Annotated in this window: 15 protein-coding genes and 1 tRNA gene; 9 read left to right on the forward strand and 7 right to left on the reverse strand. The window is 43.1% G+C overall.

From position 1 onward, the window contains the following. Window positions 1-146: 146 nt before the first annotated feature. Window positions 147-1,427, reverse strand: a complete 1,281-nt coding sequence (gene eno / locus OIM59_RS16520; protein ID WP_299172771.1) for a phosphopyruvate hydratase — start codon at window positions 1,425-1,427, stop codon at window positions 147-149. Window positions 1,428-1,576: 149 nt separating this feature from the next. Beyond that, the gene (gene rbr, locus OIM59_RS16525) at window positions 1,577-2,155 is read right to left on the reverse strand and encodes a rubrerythrin (RefSeq protein ID WP_072543647.1); all 579 of its coding nucleotides are present in this window, start codon (window positions 2,153-2,155) and stop codon (window positions 1,577-1,579) included. Between the two features lie 359 nt (window positions 2,156-2,514). Here rbr and OIM59_RS16530 point away from each other — a divergent pair, with 359 nt between their 5' ends. After that, entirely contained in the window at window positions 2,515-4,209 is a 1,695-nt protein-coding gene (locus OIM59_RS16530; protein ID WP_299172767.1) for a SulP family inorganic anion transporter, read from the forward strand. A 223-nt stretch (window positions 4,210-4,432) separates the two neighbouring features. Here OIM59_RS16530 and OIM59_RS16535 read toward each other — a convergent pair whose 3' ends face one another. Continuing rightward, window positions 4,433-6,475: a helix-hairpin-helix domain-containing protein gene (locus OIM59_RS16535; RefSeq protein WP_299170549.1), complete on the reverse strand. Its 2,043-nt coding sequence runs from the start codon at window positions 6,473-6,475 to the stop codon at window positions 4,433-4,435. A 104-nt stretch (window positions 6,476-6,579) separates the two neighbouring features. Here OIM59_RS16535 and OIM59_RS16540 point away from each other — a divergent pair, with 104 nt between their 5' ends. Then, a complete protein-coding gene (locus OIM59_RS16540; protein WP_299170579.1) occupies window positions 6,580-7,158 on the forward strand; it encodes a DUF4294 domain-containing protein in 579 nt (192 codons plus the stop codon). A 53-nt stretch (window positions 7,159-7,211) separates the two neighbouring features. Here the strand turns inward: OIM59_RS16540 and OIM59_RS16545 are convergent, their stop codons facing one another. Then, entirely contained in the window at window positions 7,212-7,757 is a 546-nt protein-coding gene (locus OIM59_RS16545) for an RNA methyltransferase (RefSeq protein WP_299170551.1), read from the reverse strand. A gap of 451 nt (window positions 7,758-8,208) precedes the next feature. Between OIM59_RS16545 and nadA the strand changes: the two genes are divergently transcribed. From nadA to OIM59_RS16565, 4 genes are all read left to right on the forward strand, one after another. Beyond that, window positions 8,209-9,201, forward strand: a complete 993-nt coding sequence (nadA, locus tag OIM59_RS16550) for a quinolinate synthase NadA (protein ID WP_022353040.1) — start codon at window positions 8,209-8,211, stop codon at window positions 9,199-9,201. A gap of 426 nt (window positions 9,202-9,627) precedes the next feature. Further along, on the forward strand, window positions 9,628-9,840 hold the full coding sequence (locus OIM59_RS16555) for a hypothetical protein (RefSeq protein WP_299170554.1): 213 nt from the start codon (window positions 9,628-9,630) through the stop codon (window positions 9,838-9,840). After that, window positions 9,831-9,904 (forward strand) — tRNA-Asp (locus OIM59_RS16560). The genes OIM59_RS16555 and OIM59_RS16560 overlap by 10 nt, the downstream gene beginning before the upstream one ends. Window positions 9,905-9,987: 83 nt before the next feature. Then, entirely contained in the window at window positions 9,988-10,404 is a 417-nt protein-coding gene (locus tag OIM59_RS16565; protein ID WP_303897769.1) for an EamA family transporter, read from the forward strand. Window positions 10,405-10,472: 68 nt separating this feature from the next. Here OIM59_RS16565 and OIM59_RS16570 read toward each other — a convergent pair whose 3' ends face one another. Next, the gene (locus tag OIM59_RS16570) at window positions 10,473-10,775 is read right to left on the reverse strand and encodes a hypothetical protein (protein WP_303897771.1); all 303 of its coding nucleotides are present in this window, start codon (window positions 10,773-10,775) and stop codon (window positions 10,473-10,475) included. A 520-nt stretch (window positions 10,776-11,295) separates the two neighbouring features. Between OIM59_RS16570 and OIM59_RS16575 the strand changes: the two genes are divergently transcribed. Both OIM59_RS16575 and OIM59_RS16580 read left to right on the forward strand, forming a co-directional pair. Next, a complete protein-coding gene (locus OIM59_RS16575) occupies window positions 11,296-12,552 on the forward strand; it encodes a leucine-rich repeat domain-containing protein (protein WP_303897772.1) in 1,257 nt (418 codons plus the stop codon). Window positions 12,553-12,768: 216 nt separating this feature from the next. Further along, on the forward strand, window positions 12,769-13,653 hold the full coding sequence (locus OIM59_RS16580) for an MBL fold metallo-hydrolase (RefSeq protein ID WP_299170562.1): 885 nt from the start codon (window positions 12,769-12,771) through the stop codon (window positions 13,651-13,653). Between the two features lie 94 nt (window positions 13,654-13,747). Here the strand turns inward: OIM59_RS16580 and OIM59_RS16585 are convergent, their stop codons facing one another. Together OIM59_RS16585 and mutS are read right to left on the reverse strand one after the other, a co-directional pair. After that, complete coding sequence (locus OIM59_RS16585) at window positions 13,748-14,527, reverse strand: radical SAM protein (protein WP_299170564.1); 780 nt, start codon at window positions 14,525-14,527, stop codon at window positions 13,748-13,750. A gap of 12 nt (window positions 14,528-14,539) precedes the next feature. Beyond that, on the reverse strand, window positions 14,540-17,128 hold the full coding sequence (mutS, locus tag OIM59_RS16590; RefSeq protein WP_299170581.1) for a DNA mismatch repair protein MutS: 2,589 nt from the start codon (window positions 17,126-17,128) through the stop codon (window positions 14,540-14,542). Between the two features lie 198 nt (window positions 17,129-17,326). On the opposite strand from mutS, the gene OIM59_RS16595 reads away from it, so the two are divergent. Further along, the gene (locus tag OIM59_RS16595) at window positions 17,327-17,833 is read left to right on the forward strand and encodes a flavin reductase family protein (RefSeq protein WP_299170566.1); all 507 of its coding nucleotides are present in this window, start codon (window positions 17,327-17,329) and stop codon (window positions 17,831-17,833) included. Window positions 17,834-17,912: the final 79 nt, after the last annotated feature.

The following is a 17,912-nucleotide window of genomic DNA, read 5'->3' on the forward strand; positions in this document are numbered from 1 at the left end:
AACAGCTAAAAAATCATGTTTTACAACACATATTAACCATCTACCATATTTCAATTAAATCCCTTAACAAAAGTATTCAACAAAAAAATACAGAACCGCCCGCGGCAGCTCTGTATTCTTTTTTCATGGCTAAATGAATCTTTTAATTACTTGATACGCTTATAACCGTACACAGCCAAATCACCCAGTTCCTCCTCAATACGCAACAACTGGTTGTATTTCGCCATACGGTCGGAACGGCTCAATGACCCCGTCTTGATCTGGCCACTGTTCGTAGCCACCGCTATATCCGCAATAGTCGCATCTTCTGTTTCTCCCGAACGGTGAGACGTCACTGTGGTGTATCCATGACGGTGAGCCATCTCAATGGCATCCAGTGTTTCACTCAGCGAACCAATCTGATTTACCTTAATCAGAATAGAATTGGCACATCCCATCGCGATTCCCTTTGAAAGGAATTCCACATTCGTCACAAACAAATCATCTCCTACCAACTGGCAACGGTTTCCAATCCGCTCCGTCAGTTTTTTCCATCCTTCCCAATCGTTTTCACTCATTCCATCTTCAATGGAATCAATCGGATATTTATTGATTAATTCTTCCAGATAGGCAATCTGTTCGTCCGAAGTACGCTTTTTCCCGTTTTCACCTTCAAAAATAGTGTAATCATACACCCCATCCTTATAAAACTCAGAAGAGGCACAGTCCATTCCAATCATCACATCCTTTCCTGGCACATATCCAGCCTGCTGGATGGCCGCCAAAATAGACTCCAGTGCATCTTCCGTACCTTTCAATGCCGGAGCAAATCCACCTTCATCTCCTACGGCCGTACTCAGCCCGCGATCGTGCAACACTTTTTTCAGGGCATGAAACACTTCCGCTCCCATGCGCAAGCCTTCCCGGAAAGAAGGTGCCCCTACCGGACGAATCATAAATTCCTGAAAAGCGATGGGAGCATCGCTGTGTGAACCTCCGTTGATGATATTCATCATCGGAACCGGCATCACAAATGTATTGACTCCTCCGATATACCGGTACAAAGGTATCTGCAAATAAGCAGCAGCAGCTTTGGCCACTGCCAGCGATACACCTAAAATGGCATTGGCTCCCAACTTAGATTTGGTTGGCGTACCATCCAGTTCCAGCATTTTCTTATCAATACTCCGCTGATCCAATACAGACCAACCGATTAATGCCGGCGCAATCACCTTGTTTACATTCTCGACAGCCTTCAAGACTCCCTTTCCTCCGTAACGATGTGCATCCTTATCGCGCAATTCCAACGCTTCATGTTCACCCGTAGAAGCTCCCGACGGTACAGAAGCACGTCCTATCACACCAGACTCTAGTTTCACTTCTACCTCTACAGTAGGATTTCCTCGTGAATCGAGTATTTCACGACCTATAACCGACTTTATTTTCATATTTATTGCATTTAAAATTTGATATACAAAAATGAGAACTTACTACGCACGACGCAATACCTTGAAATAGGTATTTTACCTTACAAAAAAAGGACTGCCGCTGAACAAACAGCCACAGTCCTTCTTTGTTGTCATGCAATCAAAATGGATTAGTAATTATTTTTCTTCACTTCAAAATAAGCCTGTGGATGCAAGCAAGCCGGACATACCTCGGGAGCTTCCTTTCCTACATAAATATAACCGCAATTACGGCACTGCCATACCACTTCCACGTCTTTCTTGAATACGGTTTCATCTTCAATATTCTTCACGAAAGCCAAGTATCTTTCTTCGTGTCCCTTTTCGGCTACAGCAATTTCACGATACATCTTTGCGATGGCTGGAAAACCTTCTTCATCGGCGATGTCGGCAAATTTCGGATAATCCAGACTCCACTCTTCATTCTCGCCTGCAGCTGCAGCCTTCAAATTTTCCAATGTAGAACCGATTACTCCGGCAGGATAGCTGGCTGTAATTTCCACCATTCCACCTTCCAACCACTTGAACATTCTCTTGGCGTGTTCCTTTTCCTGTTCAGCTGTTTCCAAGAAAATAGCTGAAATCTGTTCGAAACCTTCTTTCTTGGCTGCACTTGCGAAATAAGTATAGCGCATTCTGGCTTGTGATTCACCTGCAAAAGAGATTGCCAAATTTTTCTCGGTTCTTGTTCCTTTAATGCTTTTTCCCATATCTATTAGTTATTAAGTTGATGAATAAATTACGTTTTTAAGTTTGCACTACAAATATAGAAGTTTTATTCAAATTTGTAATCATTACAATTTTATTTTTCTATTTTATTAACGCTTTATCCTTTTATAATAAGGTTATCTACATATAAAACAATTCACGCTCCAAAATAGTTTTCCAAATCAAACACAATAAGATAGACCCAACAAAATTTCATATAAATGGTATATTCTTGAATCAAACCCGGTTCTTTTTCCATTTACAGTATCTTTTTCAAAGATAATTAAAGCAAAGGTCGCTCAAATATAAGAAAATATATACTTTTGTGCTTCTTTTTAAATTAGTAACATTTTTAAGATAGATGAAAGGATTAGAATTCAAACCCAAACTTTTCACCATGATGAAAACCTATACCAAGGCCGATTTGATGACCGACCTGATGGCAGGTATCATCGTGGGAATTGTTGCCCTGCCATTAGCCATTGCTTTTGGTATTGCTTCCGGAGTAAGTCCGGAAAAAGGAATCATCACAGCCATTGTGGCCGGTTTTATCATCTCGTTTCTGGGAGGAAGCAAGGTACAGATTGGCGGACCAACCGGCGCTTTTATCGTCATCATTTATGGTATCATCCAGCAGTACGGAATCGAAGGACTGATGGTAGCCACTATGATGGCCGGTATTCTCCTTATATTATTAGGAGTATTTAAACTGGGAACCGTCATCAAATTTATTCCCTACCCTATCATCATCGGCTTTACCAGCGGTATCGCCGTCACGATTTTCACCACCCAGATTGCCGATATTTTCGGACTCGATTTCCAAGGTGAAAAAGTACCGGGAGATTTCATTGGAAAATGGATTCTTTATTTCCATCACTTCGATACGGTTAATTGGTGGAATGTCATAGTGAGTGTGGTCAGCGTGTTCATCATTGCCATCACGCCTAAATTCTCCAAAAAGATTCCAGGCTCACTGGTAGCTATCATTCTGGTAACCGTAGGAGTATACTACCTGAAAATGTATGGAGGAATCACCTGCATCGATACCATCGGCGACCGTTTCAGCATCAAGTCACAACTTCCAGAAGCAGCCGTTCCGGCACTCGATTGGGAAGCCATCAAGAACCTGTTTCCTGTAGCCATCACCATTGCTGTACTGGGAGCTATCGAATCTTTGCTTTCTGCAGCCGTGGCCGACGGTGTCATCGGTGACCGTCATGATTCCAACACGGAACTCATCGCCCAAGGTATCGCCAACTTTGTATCCCCTATCTTCGGAGGTATTCCTGCCACTGGAGCCATTGCCCGCACGATGACCAATATCAATAATGGAGGCAAGTCGCCCGTTGCCGGTATCGTACATGCCGTAGTGTTGCTGCTCATTCTCCTTTTCCTGATGCCCCTTGCACAATACATTCCGATGGCTTGCCTGGCCGGCGTACTGGTCATTGTCTCTTATAACATGAGTGGATGGAGGGTGTTCAAAGGACTGTTGAAAAACCCAAAGTCGGATGTAGTGGTATTGCTCATCACCTTCTTCCTGACGGTTATCTTCGATTTGACAGTAGCCATTGAAGTCGGTCTGGTGATTGCCTGTGTACTATTCATGAAGCGTGTCATGGAAACAACCAAGATTTCTGTCATCACAGACGAAATAGACCCCAACAACGAATCCGACCTGGAAGTACACGAAGAACATCTGGTCATCCCGCAAGGCGTGGAAGTATATGAAATCAATGGTCCGTATTTCTTCGGTATCGCCACCAAGTTCGAAGAAATCATGTCCCGGTTGGGCGACCGTCCGAAAATCCGCATCATCCGTATGCGAAAAGTTCCTTTCATTGATTCCACAGGTATCCATAACCTCACGACCCTATGTGAAATGTCACAAAAAGAAAACATTCACATCATCCTGTCGGGTGTCAATGAGAAAGTACATCAAGTGCTGGAAAAATCCGGTTTCTATGAACTGCTTGGAAAAGAGAATATCTGCAGCAACATCAATGAAGCACTGGAAGTAGCCACCAAGGAAATAGCTGAAATCAACGCAAAATAAAACGTTAAAATAGAAACTCCCGTTCTGTTAAAATCAAAATAGGATTTAACAGGATGGGAGTTTTCTTTAAATCATGTTATAAAACCCGTTATTTTCACCTCAGGAGTTGCATTATTTCCAGAATTCCGTATCTTTGTACTGTGTTTTTCATAGTATTAGATTTAAGGTTAACAAAGGTTGGAGTACAGCGGTACTCCTTTTTTTATACCCTTACTTCAGAAAATCACCACTTAAACCGCACCTGAAACTGTAAATCATATTTTTGGTTTCCCTGAATTTCCTCTGCTCCCGAACCAATTAAGTTCCGGTCTCTGTAATGTGTCCATCCCCACTTCATCTGAAAAAACATCCGTTTCTTCCAGTTATAATCCATTCCTACAGCCAACCGTTCCCCTTTTCCATACAAGGCCCTCATGGAAAACGCATACAACAATCCTTGTTCATACAAATATACCCGTGAAGCATAATCCTCTGTACGAAACCAAGCTCCACTCAAAAAAGCCCGTACATTCCAACGAGGGATTTCCAATTTCAGACTACTCCCCAACGCCACTCCATTGGATACTTCTTTCCGGAACACGGATGAACGCACATATTCCACCACCGTTTTCCACTGCACCCATTTCACCGGTGAATAAATCAGCTGATAATGCAGACGCTGCCGGATATCAGGTAACACATACTTCTCTTCATCCGACTCTTTATAGTTTTTAGCCTTATTCTTATAACTGTATTTTATCCACATATCCAGTGAATTTAACGGTGAATAAGATAGTTGAAAAACACCTTCCATTCCTGTTGTTTTCTGTTTGTCCACTAAATAACGGTACCATGGGAAATAAAAGAAATCTATGGAACACAAGAGCTTGATATTCCGTAAAAAGTTTGTTTCCAGCCCAATAAAAATTCCGGTTTCATTTTGCAATCTGGAATTTTCACCAAAGGCATTGCCATATAAACTCTGGTATTTCTTATCATAATACCTGTTAATAACTATCCATGAGGTATTCACAGTCGGTGAATAAGTCAGCTGGTTCAATGTAGCTACCTTACCCTGCTTGTCGATGGCCGTTTCCCCGGAAAAAATAAACTTCCCCTTATACCATTTATAATTCACACCTACATTATAGAAATACTTTCCCCGAGGATAATAACGGTTATACAATCTTTCCACCGGATTCAACACCTTGTTGAAAACATTATAAACAATCGTCAGTCCACCTTCAAAATACTTTCCGTCATAACGTAAATTACTACCTGCCAAGGTATTGAAAACTGAATTTTTCTTTTCCATATCCTTTTTCAGACGGTGATATCCATCGGTTTTCAACGTAGTTATACACCCATTATCCACCGTAGCATCCTGATTGCGGAAAGAAAAGAATCCAGTCCACGCCCATCGTCTGTTCCACTTCCAGGAAACTCCTGCCCCTTGCAAATAATTTGCCTCGTTCATGGAAGTATACTTGCTCAACCCTTTTCCCGCACGGTTTAATGACGAAAAGGAAGTGTATTTTCCCATCCCGAACCCCATGTTCATTACCAGTCCGTAACCAAAACTGGCTTTATAGTTGCCTAGTACCAGTGTATGCAAATGTCCGAAATCCTTCAGTTGCACCGATGCACTGTAAAAATCAAATCCCTTCCGGTTATAACGGTTGAAAAAAGGTTCCCCCGCATCTTTTTCGGCCGCAAAACTGACAGCTATTTTATCCCTGTACTGCAATCTGTACCTCATATTCACATAAAAAGGATCTCCGTAATACCGTTTCGAAGACAGCTTATCCTCTTGTCCGGAAGGAATGCCCGCGTACCCCGCCTTCTTGTTTAACGGATAATCAGTTCTTATCCACATTTCCTGACGGTTATATTTCCAAAAATTTTTCCAAGAGAAAGATTCCCCACGATTCGTTTCGCCTACATAAAGAAAATCTTCCAGAAACAAACGCGTCTGACGATCCATCCCTTCCACTCCCCACAACTCATTCAAACTGACCAACGGTCCGTGTTTATATACATAATACAGCAGATTTTCAATTATCCGGTCGGACAAGAACGGTAACTGCTGTAACTCTTCCTTCGTCACGGCATTTACGTTAAAAGGATGTTCGGCCAGCTCGCTCAACTCCTCATACCTCTCTTCCCAAGAAACCGCACTCTCCTCTTCTCCCATCTGTTCCTCCCATTCTATCCACGAAGATTGCCCATACAGATTTAAACCACTAAAAACGACTGATACACAGAGATAAACAAACCTTTTCCACATGTTATTCACAAGGTTATACACATCCTATAAATACGTTAATTATGCCACGTAATCTGAATATTATTTCTATTTTTGCGTATATGAAAAAGAGTCTCTACATATTCATGATTCTGTGGCTAAGCAGCTGCCTCTATACACATGCCCAGGAATTGACCCCTACAGTGATTATAGGTCATAAAGTCCCTGTATGCGTCTATAAAGGAGACACTATACCTTGTATAACGCTAAGAAACATTTACGTTTACCCGAAACTCAAGTTTAAAAACAAAAGGCAAGAAAGATATTACTATAAACTGGTCCGCGATGTAAAAAAGACGCTACCTCTGGCTAAGGAAATCAAAAGAGCGGTGATTGAAACGTATGAGTATATGGAAACCTTACCCAATCAGAAAGCCAGAGAGCAACACATGAAACTGGTGGAAAAAGGGTTGAAACAACAGTACACCCCTCGCATGAAGAAACTCACCTTCTCACAAGGCAAACTGTTGATCAAGCTGGTCAACCGAGAATGCAACCAGTCTTCCTATCAACTGGTCAAGGCCTTCATGGGACCTTTCAAGGCCGGATTTTATCAGGCGTTCGCTGCCCTGTTCGGAGCCAGCCTGAAAAAAGAATACCATCCTGAAGATGACGACAAGATGGTAGAAAGAGTCGTTACACTAGTCGAAAACGGACAGATATAACAGTGTAAATCAATAAATTAACAAGTTATCAATAGGATATTCACAAGCAGTGTTCAACGCAGTTTGAACAATTTGTGCGCAAACTCCCATATCATGATACCTGCCGTGACAGACACATTCAAGGAATGTTTTGTGCCATACTGAGGAATCTCAATGCATCCGTCGGACATATTCACCACTTCCTGCTGCACACCTTTCACTTCATTTCCCAGCACGATGGCATATTTCTTCCCCTTCTCCAATGCCAACTCATCCAGCAAGGTACTCCCCTCGCACTGTTCGATAGACAGCACGGTATACCCCATGTCATGGAGTTCATTCACAGCATCTTGCGTACGGGAAAAATATTTCCAGTCGACCGTATATTCTGCACCCAGCGCCGTCTTATGCATTTCCGGATGAGGAGGAGTAGCCGTAATGCCACAAAGATAAATACTGTTCACCAGGAAAGCATCCGATGTACGGAATACCGCTCCAATATTGTGCAGACTGCGCACTTCATCCAGCACCACCACCAGCGGCAGCTTATCTGCTTCCTTAAACTCCTCCACCGTCAGGCGGTTCATCTCCGTCACCTTCAATTTCCTTAATTCAGCCATAATTCCTATCTTTGAAATACGTTCGGCTGCAAAGATAAAAACTATATTCATAACCCTGTTGAAAACGGTGGAAAAGGTGTAAAAAACGAGCGCATAGAAAATGAAAATTATTTCTTGCAAGATTCCACAAATCAATTATAGCAGGCTTGAAACCAACCATCCAAAAAACTTAGAAATAATTTTCACTGACAGTTTAAACACATTCTTATTGAATTTTCAGAAATGAATCACCGAAAAGTTTTTAACTTTGCAACGTATCAACAATTTGTTAATAGAATCGGTAAAGATAATGATATCAATCAGTAAGCCTGTTTATGAGTGACTGATATCCTTCACCTCAAAGATGATAACGGAAAAACAAAAAAAGAAGCATCATTTTTACGAACACTATTAACGGGATATTATCAGTATCATATTTTCTTTTAAAAAGAAGAAAAAATATAATCTAATAATGAATAAAGAAGAATGGTTGAAAAAGGGTTATGTGGATGAACCCGTAGAAAAGAATCTCGACCTGAAGGCTGAGATTAAAAAGTTATGTCGTGAAAAAGAAGCGGTCATTTTAGGACATTTCTACCAGGCGGACGAAATACAGGAGATTGCCGACTTTATCGGCGACAGTCTGGCACTGGCGCAATGGGCCGCCAAAACGGATGCGAAAATCATTGTGATGTGTGGAGTTCACTTCATGGGTGAAACCGCGAAAATCCTTTGTCCGGACAAGAAAGTGCTGATTCCCGACCTGAATGCCGGTTGTTCACTGGCCGACAGTTGTCCGGCCGACAAGTTTGCCGAATTTGTGAAGGCACATCCGGGATACAAAGTCATTTCGTACGTCAATACCAGTGCGGCAGTCAAAGCGGTGACGGATGTGGTGGTGACTTCTACCAACGCCCGCCAGATTGTGGAAAGCTTCCCGGAAGATGAAAAGCTGATTTTCGGTCCCGACAAGAACTTGGGAAATTACATCAATTCCATTACCGGGCGTCAGATGTTGCTTTGGGATGGTGCCTGCCATGTGCACGAGAAATTCTCTGTAGAAAAGATTCTGGAAGTGAAAAAGCAGTATCCGGATGCAGAAATCCTGGTTCATCCGGAATGTAAGGGAGCCGTAGCGAAACTGGCCGACAAAATCGGTTCGACGGCAGGATTGCTGAAATACGCCATGGCCAGTGACAAGAAAAACTTCATTGTGGCTACAGAAAGCGGCATTCTGTATGAAATGCGCAAGAAGTGTCCGGACAAGCACTTTATTCCAGCTCCGCCGGAAGACAGTACCTGCGCTTGCAACGAATGTAACTTCATGCGTTTGAACACACTGGAAAAACTGTATAACACGCTGAAGTATGAATGGCCGGAAGTGAAGGTGGATGAAGCAGTGGCAAAAGAAGCCATCAAACCTATCCAGAAGATGCTTGAAATATCTGCAAAGTTGGGACTGTGATTACAGTCCCAATCTTTTTTGTTAAGGGCTTTTAATGACGATATCGTCCTTCTTAAAACATGTTATATAGCATAGATTTTAGAAGGAATAATTTGTAGATATCTGGAAAGTCCTTACCTTTGCACTGTGTTTTTCATAGTATTAGATTTAAGGTTAACAAAGGTTGGAGTTCAGCGGAACTCCTTTTTTTATGTCCATACGTTTCCTCTTTTATTTATTGCCGGCAGGTGAATGTGTTACCGCAACATCGGTAAGCAGGAAACTGGCAGTTGTTTTTTACGTTTCCTTACCCGGAAATCTACGTTTCTCTTACTGGAAACGTATGTTTCCCCAGGCAGAAACATACGTTTTCCGTCCGCAAAACATAAAAAATGCGGGACAACTATCTTTTCTTGATAAGTACACTTTCAGATTTTATAGGGATGTATGAATGAAGACAAGCCGATATTACATATAGCTCCGGTTTTTGGTGAAAAAAAGATTGCTTTGATAATACTTGAAAATCAATCGTTTGTGATTTTTTGCCGAAAAAATATGAAAAAAAATGCTCGAAATGTTTGTGGGTTTCAAAAAATGCACTACCTTTGCAACCGCAATCGAGAGAGAAAGCAACGAAAGAAAAACTTAATGGTGCGTTAGTTCAGTTGGTTAGAATACATGCCTGTCACGCATGGGGTCACGGGTTCGAGTCCCGTACGCACCGCGATAGATGAAGCTCTGATTCAGAAAAGAATCAGGGCTTTTTTGTTTTGGGTGTTTTCCAGCCATTGAAAGGAGAGAGGAGCTATGTGGAAATATTATGCTTTATTGTCGGCTTTTTTTGCCGCACTGACAGCTATTTTTGCAAAAATAGGAGTGAAGAATATCAACTCAGACTTGGCTACAGCGATTCGAACCAGTGTTATTTTGCTGATTACTTGGGGAATTGTGTTTTCTGAGCGTCAAGTGGTGAATGTAAAGCATGTGGATACACATACCTGGCTTTTCTTAATCTTGTCGGGTGCGGCTACCGGTCTGTCCTGGTTGTTTTATTTTAAGGCTTTGCAGACAGGCGATGTATCAAGAGTGGCACCCATTGACAAACTGAGCGTGGTAATAACCATTTGCCTGTCTTTCCTGTTTTTGAAGGAACCGGTCAGTTTGAGAGTGATTGTGGGAGCGGCGTTAATTACGTGTGGCAGTATCGTCATGCTATTAAAATAAAGGATGCCTTCGTGACAGATTCGTCACTGGGGCATCCTTCTTCTGAACTCAAATCATAAAGTTAATGCTTATTCCTGTACTTCACCTTTTTCATTGTAGACCAATGTAGCGGTGTGTTCTTCTTGGTCGGCCAGTACCACCTTATAGGTTTTCACACCTTCTGTTTCTTCTACGTATGCTTCTTTGATGGTCCATTCTGCATAATCTTTTGTGATGGCATCCTGAACTGCCTGAGGAAGGTCTTTCACTTCAATAGGCTTGAATTCGTTGACTACGTTTACAGTGTCTACACTTGTGCTCAGGTTTTCGGCAAATACTACTGAAGTTCCTAATCCCATTACCAATGCTACTGCTACAAATAACTTTTTCATATTGCTTTTCATTTTAAATAGTTAGTAAATAAGTTTTACACTGACTGTAGTTCAAATGCGGTGCCAAAGAATTGGATTTTTATTAAATCGCTGATAGTTAAGTAAATATAAAAGTTTTCATGAATCGAACGAGTTCGAAAGTGTGTAATTTATTCCCATTTTTGTGTGGATGTTTTATACAATTCAACAAAATGAGGTGAAAAAGACAAGAGATGGCAGGTAAAGGAAAAAAACTTCTGTTTTGAGCCAGAAAGGAAAGGCGATAAAATTAAAAACAAATGATAAAGAATCTAATAATATGAATTTTTCTTCTATATATATTCATTTTTATGATATCTTTGCCGTCCCTTGTGAAAAAACAGAGTGTTCTCTGTGGAAAAAATATGATTAAAATCACTTCTTATTTTTATTGTGTGACCCTATGAACATATTTAAATTATTGTCCGTAGTTTTATTAGGTATCTGTACGCTCTTTTTGAGTTGTAAAAAAGAAAAACTTTCTGTGAATAACGGTTCTTCCATGGTAGAAATTACAGTGTGTAATTTAAAAGGAGAGCCACTGGAAAACCAGCTGGTCAAGATGTATGACGATGTCACTTATGAGGCTTTTAAAAAAGATCAGACCGTCAAGGCCTTGCTGGAAATGACTACCAATCAGGAAGGAAAGGCGAATTTTATATTAGAAAACCAACGGTGGTTTGCAGGTGGCAATTCCAAGGAACTGATGTTTGTAGTACTGAATATGCGGGATGTAAGTAATTATGAATGGTGGAGCATGGGAGGTACGGTAACAATTGGAAAGAAATGTTTTTTTAAGATTGAAGTTGATACTCGGAATATAGCCCAGGACAAGGACGTGAAACCTGAAAGTCCGTTTCTAATAGAAGATGGCGTGTTGATGGGAATGAAAGATCCTTCGTTGACGCAGATAGTACTTCCGGCAGAAGTGAAAAGTATCGCTCCAGGCGCCTTTTGGGAGTCGAATGTGGAATCTTTGGCGCTCAATGAAGGGTTGGAGTCGATTGGGGTGCAAGCGTTCGCTAGAAGCACGAAATTGGCTTCTGTGACTTTTCCGTCTTCCTTGAAAGTAATCGGAAAACATGCGTTTGAGGATTGTGTGGCTCTGACGAAACTGAATCTTTCAAAAACGAAGGTGGAGGAAATCGGTTCGAATGCGTTTCGTGAAACAGGATTGAAAGAGGTGGCATTTCCTGTTTCCTTGAAGAAAATCGGTTCCCAGGCGTTTTTAAAAACCCAACTGGAGAATGTGGTGCTGCCTGAAGGGGTACAGGAAATCGGAAACGAGGCTTTCCGGGAAGTAGTTACATTGAAATCAATTACCCTTCCCAACAATATACAAAAGGTAGGTGAACGGGCTTTTTATACTTGCGAGAAACTGGAGAAAGTTAATTATGTGGGACAAGTGAAATGGGCTGAGGGTATTTTGGAAAGAGCAGCTTTTGAAGGATGCCGGTCTTTGACGACAATCATTCTCCCTCAGAGTATTGCTGAATTACAGGAAGGAATATTTATGGAATGTTCCAATCTGAAAGAGATAATCCTCACAAAATTTGTCCGAAAAATCAAAGATTATGGATTAAGAACGAATTATAAATTAGAAAGAATTCGATTTGAAGGTGATGAGGCTCCTGAAATTGGAAATTATTCGTTGCCTTTTTTGGAAAGTATTATGGAAATAATAGTTCCTAAAGGTAAATCGGATATTTATAAGGCTAAATATCCGGATTATCAATCAATTATCAGAGAAAACCCCTAACATCTGTTATATATAAGGAGACAGCGTGTACGACTACCTTTCTAAAGGCAAGTTTACACGCTGTTGTTTTTAGGGAGTAGTTGTTTTACTGTTATACATCTGAATAAAATAGTTTCCAGATTAGAAAACGCTTATTTTCTATTGTCTCTACGCGCAGCTTTTTTTATTTTTGTGGAAAAGCCGAAGGTATTTATTGTACGTAAAAATGAGATAACAATGAAAAACAGTAAGTGGAGTTATGTCGCAGGAATGGTTGCGGCAATGTTGTTTGTTGGTTGCGGTGGACAATCCAAACAAAAAGCAGAAAAGGAAATGAATACAGACAGTACAAACGTGGAAGTCAGTTTGGTTCAGATGCAGAAAGACAGCATGCTGGCTACATTGACACTGGACGGGATGAAAGTGACTTGGATTCGCGATAATGCCAAGGCGCGTCTGATGCCGCGCACTTTGTTTCCTGATGCCAGTGACGTACAGATAGACAGTCTTTCTTTACAGAATGGGGTACCGGCTTCTATCAGCACCTTCTTGGTTGAAAAGGATGGCGTGCGCATGCTTTTCGATACCGGAATGGGGGCGCCCGATAGCCGGTTGCTCGAGGGTTTGAAGGCTTTGCACATCCATCCGGAAGATATCAACTACTTGTTCATAACCCATTTTCATGGGGATCATATCGGCGGCATGATGAAAAACGACAGTGTGGTCTTTCCGCGTGCGGAAGTGTATGCTTCCCAACTGGAATACGATGCATGGACGAAGATGCCGGCCGACCAGAAAGCACAGGTAGAGAAAACCATGAAGGCTTACAAGGACCGTTTGCATCTCTTTGTTTTCGGGGATACGCTCCCGGAAAATGTAATGGCCATGAATGCGGTGGGACATACGCCCGGACACACGGTGTTCCAAGTGGGAAAACTGTTGGTAATAGGAGATTTGTTCCATGGAGCAGCCTTGCAGCTGGCACATCCGGAAATCTGTGCGCAGTATGACATGGACAAGAAAGGAGCCGTCAAGAGCCGTAAGTATTACTTGCAATATGCCCGGGAGAACGGGCTGACAATGGCAGGCATGCACCTGCCGGTGCCGGCTTTTATGAAGTGAGAAAAAAGGACGTATAGATGAATAAACAGACAGCGTGTACAAATGCTTTTCAAGCAGGCGTACACGCTGTTATTTTTTGGTGAGATGTACTTTTTCAATAAGAAGCACTGGCTTCGATGCCGGCTTCTTTTACCAGCCGGACAATGCGGTCCAATTCCTCGTGAGTGGCTTTCTGGAGTTTCCGGTCAGGGGTTTCCCGGTCGATGGTATAGACCATCACCTGACGGGGACGAATCTGTTTGATGGCTTCCAGCCAAGGCAGTACATACTTGTCGGTGGTATTGTCCACATCTTTACCTTCGTCGGTAGTACCTTTCAGGAAAATTGTCTGGATAATCAGGTTGCCGTGGAAAGCCTTCAGACCTTCAATGATATCTTCTACCTGATAATTTCCGGTCGGTCGGTCAACGGTCTGTATATAGTCCGGGTCTACCGTATCCAGTTTCAGAATGTTATTGTCCACTTTGTTCAGGGCTGCAAAGACCTTTGGATGGTGGATAAAAGTAGAGTTGCTCAATACGCTGACTTTGGCATTGGGAAAATACTTGTCGCGCAAAGCCAGGGTGTCGTCAATGATTTCCGGGAAATACGGATTGGCCGTCGGTTCCCCATTGCCGGCAAAGGTCAGTACATCGGGAAACGGACCGTTTTCCTTCATTTCAGCCAGGCGTTTTTCGAGTGCTTCACGCACGGCTTCACGGGTTTGCACTTTCTGTTTCGGACGAAAGTCTTTGTTGTATCCACATTCACAATAAATGCAGTCGAACGTACAGAATTTGCCGTCGGCGGGAAGCAGGTTAATACCAAGCGATACGCCCAGACGGCGACTGTGGATGGGGCCGAAGATAGGGGCCGGATAAATAATAGTTGACATAGGCGTGACGGTTTATCTTCCTTTTACTATTTTTTTAATGTCATTCAGTTTGTTCAGTGCCTCCAGTGGGGTGAGGTTATTCACGTCCAGGTTCAGGATTTCATCGCGAATCTGGCACAGTACGGGGTCGTCCAGTTGAAAGAAACTCAACTGTATTCCGTCGGAAGAAGCCTGTTTGGCCGGTTGCGGCTTTGCGGAAATTCCTTCCTGGCGGTTTTCTGCTTCCAGCTGATGCAGGATTTCATCGGCGCGTTTCACGATGGATTTCGGCATACCTGCCATTTTGGCCACATGGATACCGAAGGAGTGCGCACTTCCGCCGCGTTCCAGTTTGCGGAGGAAAATCACCTTGTTGTCCACTTCCTTGACCGACACGTTGTAGTTTTTGATGCGCTTGAACTGTCCTTCCATATCATTCAGTTCGTGGTAGTGGGTGGCAAACAACGTACGAGCCCGGGCTTTCTTATGTTCATGGATGTGTTCCACAATGGCCCAGGCAATGGAAATACCGTCGTAGGTGGAAGTTCCTCTACCCAGTTCGTCGAAAAGTACCAGACTTCGTGGGGAGATGTTGTTCAGGATATTGGCTGCCTCATTCATCTCGACCATGAAAGTAGATTCGCCCACGGAAATGTTGTCGCTGGCTCCCACACGGGTGAAAATCTTGTCCACCAGTCCGATGTGGGCACTCTCGGCAGGTACGAAACAACCGATTTGTGCCATGAGGGTGATTAGGGCTGTCTGACGGAGCAGGGCAGACTTACCGGCCATGTTCGGTCCCGTAATGATGATAATCTGCTGCTCTTCCGTGTCGAGGTACACATCGTTGGCTATGTATTTTTCTCCCGGAGGAAGCTGTTTCTCAATCACCGGATGGCGTCCCTGACGGATGTCGAGTACATCGTCATCCACCACATTCGGGCGAATGTACTTATTGGTCCGGGCCACGTTGGCAAACGACAGCAGACAGTCCAGCCGGGCTATCTGTGTGGCGTTGATTTGGATGGCCGGGATAAATTCTGCCAGGTCGGTAACCAGTTCGTTATACAATCGGGTTTCCAGAATCAGAATCTTGTCTTCCGCTCCTAAAATCTTTTCTTCATATTCTTTCAGTTCCTGCGTGATGTAACGTTCCGCGTTGACCAGTGTCTGCTTGCGTATCCATTCGGCCGGTACCTTGTCCTTGTGGGTATTTCGTACTTCGATATAGTAACCGAATACGTTGTTGTAAGCGATTTTCAAGCTAGGAATACCTGTCAGCTCACTTTCCCGTTGCTGGATTTGCAGCAGGTAGTCTTTGCCGGAATACGCAATCTTGCGCAGTTCATCCAGTTCTGCGTTGACACCGTCGGCAATCACCCCGCCTTTATTGACCAGCAGGGGAGGGTCATTGTTTATTTCCTTGGCAATCTTGTCGCGGATGGAAGCACAAAGATTCAGTTGCTCGCCAATACGGCGCAGACTCTCATTGTCAGCATTCAGACAGGCATTTTTTATCGGCTCAATAGCCTGAAGGGCTGTTTTCAGCTGTACCACTTCACGAGGTGAGATACGTCCTACGGCTGCTTTCGAACTGAGTCGTTCCAAGTCGCCTATCAGATGCAGTTTCTCTTCGATGAAATCCTTGAAATCCGGTTCCTTAAAAAAGAATTCCACCACATCCAGCCGTTCGTTGATGGGTTTGATATCTTTTAGAGGGAAGACAATCCAGCGTTTCAGCATTCTGGCTCCCATCGGGCTGATGGTATGGTCGATGATGTCCAGTAGGGAAGTACCCCCTTCGTTCATGCTGTCAATCAGTTCCAGACTGCGTACGGTAAATTTATCCAGTCGCACGTAGCGGTCTTCTTCGATACGGGAGAGTGACGTGATGTGTCCAATCTGGTAATGCTGGGTCATGTCGAGGTACTGAAGAATGGCTCCGGAAGCAATGATGCCATTGTGTAGATTTTCCACTCCGAAACCTTTGAGGTTCTTGGTTTCGAAGTGCTTCAGTAACTTTTCCCGGGCAGAAGTCTCATTGAACACCCAGTCCTCTAGTTCGAACGTGAAGAACTTGTTGCCGAAGTTGCCTTCGAACATAGGCTTTTTACCCCGTTCGAAAAGCACCTCTTTCGGTGCGAAGTTGTTCAGAAGTTTGTCAATATAATCGGTAGGCCCTTCGGAAGTGAGGAATTCACCGGTTGATATGTCGAGAAAGGAAATACCGCAGGCTGTCTTGCCGAAATACACGGCAGCCAGGAAGTTGTTTTCTTTGTACGACAACACATTGTCGTTGATGGCCACACCGGGAGTCACCAGTTCCGTAATTCCACGTTTGACGAGTTTTTTCGTGGTTTTCGGGTCTTCCAGCTGGTCGCAGATAGCTACTCTTCGTCCGGCACGAATCAGCTTGGGCAAGTACGTATCGAGGGCATGGTGAGGAAATCCAGCCATTTCTACTGTCTTGCTTTGTCCGTTGGCACGTTTTGTTAAAGTGATTCCCAGAATCTCGGCTGCTGCCACGGCATCTTCGGAATAAGTTTCATAAAAGTCTCCGCACCGGAAAAGCATGATAGCATCCGGGTGTTTGGCTTTTAAATCAAAATATTGTTTCATCATCGGGGTCAATACCACCTCTGTATCTTTTGCCACGGTTCAGTCCTTTCTTTTTTAGTTCATGATATTTCCTGCAAAGATACTTTAAAAGCCCGAAATGAAAAAAGATATTTTTTAGGATGCTATTTAAATTCGGTTTAAAAAACGAAAAATGGGAACCAGAATTTCCTTAGCTTTGTGGAAATTTAAAGTAAAGAGATTATGAAGAAAATTAGTGTGTCCGAATTGAAGGACAATATGTTTGATGCCATTGGCAAGGAGTGGATGCTGGTGACTGCCGGCACGCCTGAAAAGTTTAACATGATGACGGCCAGCTGGGGAGGTACCGGTATCTTGTGGGGAAAACCGGTGGCATTTATTTTTATCCGTCCCGAACGTTATACCTACGAGTTCATTGAAAAGGGCGATACATTGACCCTGTCTTTCCTGGGAGAAGCGCATCGGGACATACATAAAATTTGTGGAAGCCAATCGGGTAGGGACATCGATAAAGTAGCTGCTTCCGGCCTGAAACCGTATGTGACGGAAAATGGGAACATTGCTTATGAACAGGCTCGCCTGGTATTGGAGTGCAAGAAGCTGTATGCCGATTTCATAGATGCTGATAACTTTGTGGATAAGTTGTTGATAAACCGTTGGTACGGAGAAGGGAATGGAGGATTTCATAAGATGTATATTCTTGAAATACAGAATGTTTTTGTAGAATAACAGGTTGTTCACAGGTTGTGGATAAATCGGTGTATAACAAAGCGGCCCTACAGGTGGATTTCCTGCAGGGTCGCTTCCA

The organism is Bacteroides mediterraneensis (assembly GCF_025993685.1).
Lineage (GTDB): Bacteria > Bacteroidota > Bacteroidia > Bacteroidales > Bacteroidaceae > Phocaeicola > Phocaeicola mediterraneensis_A.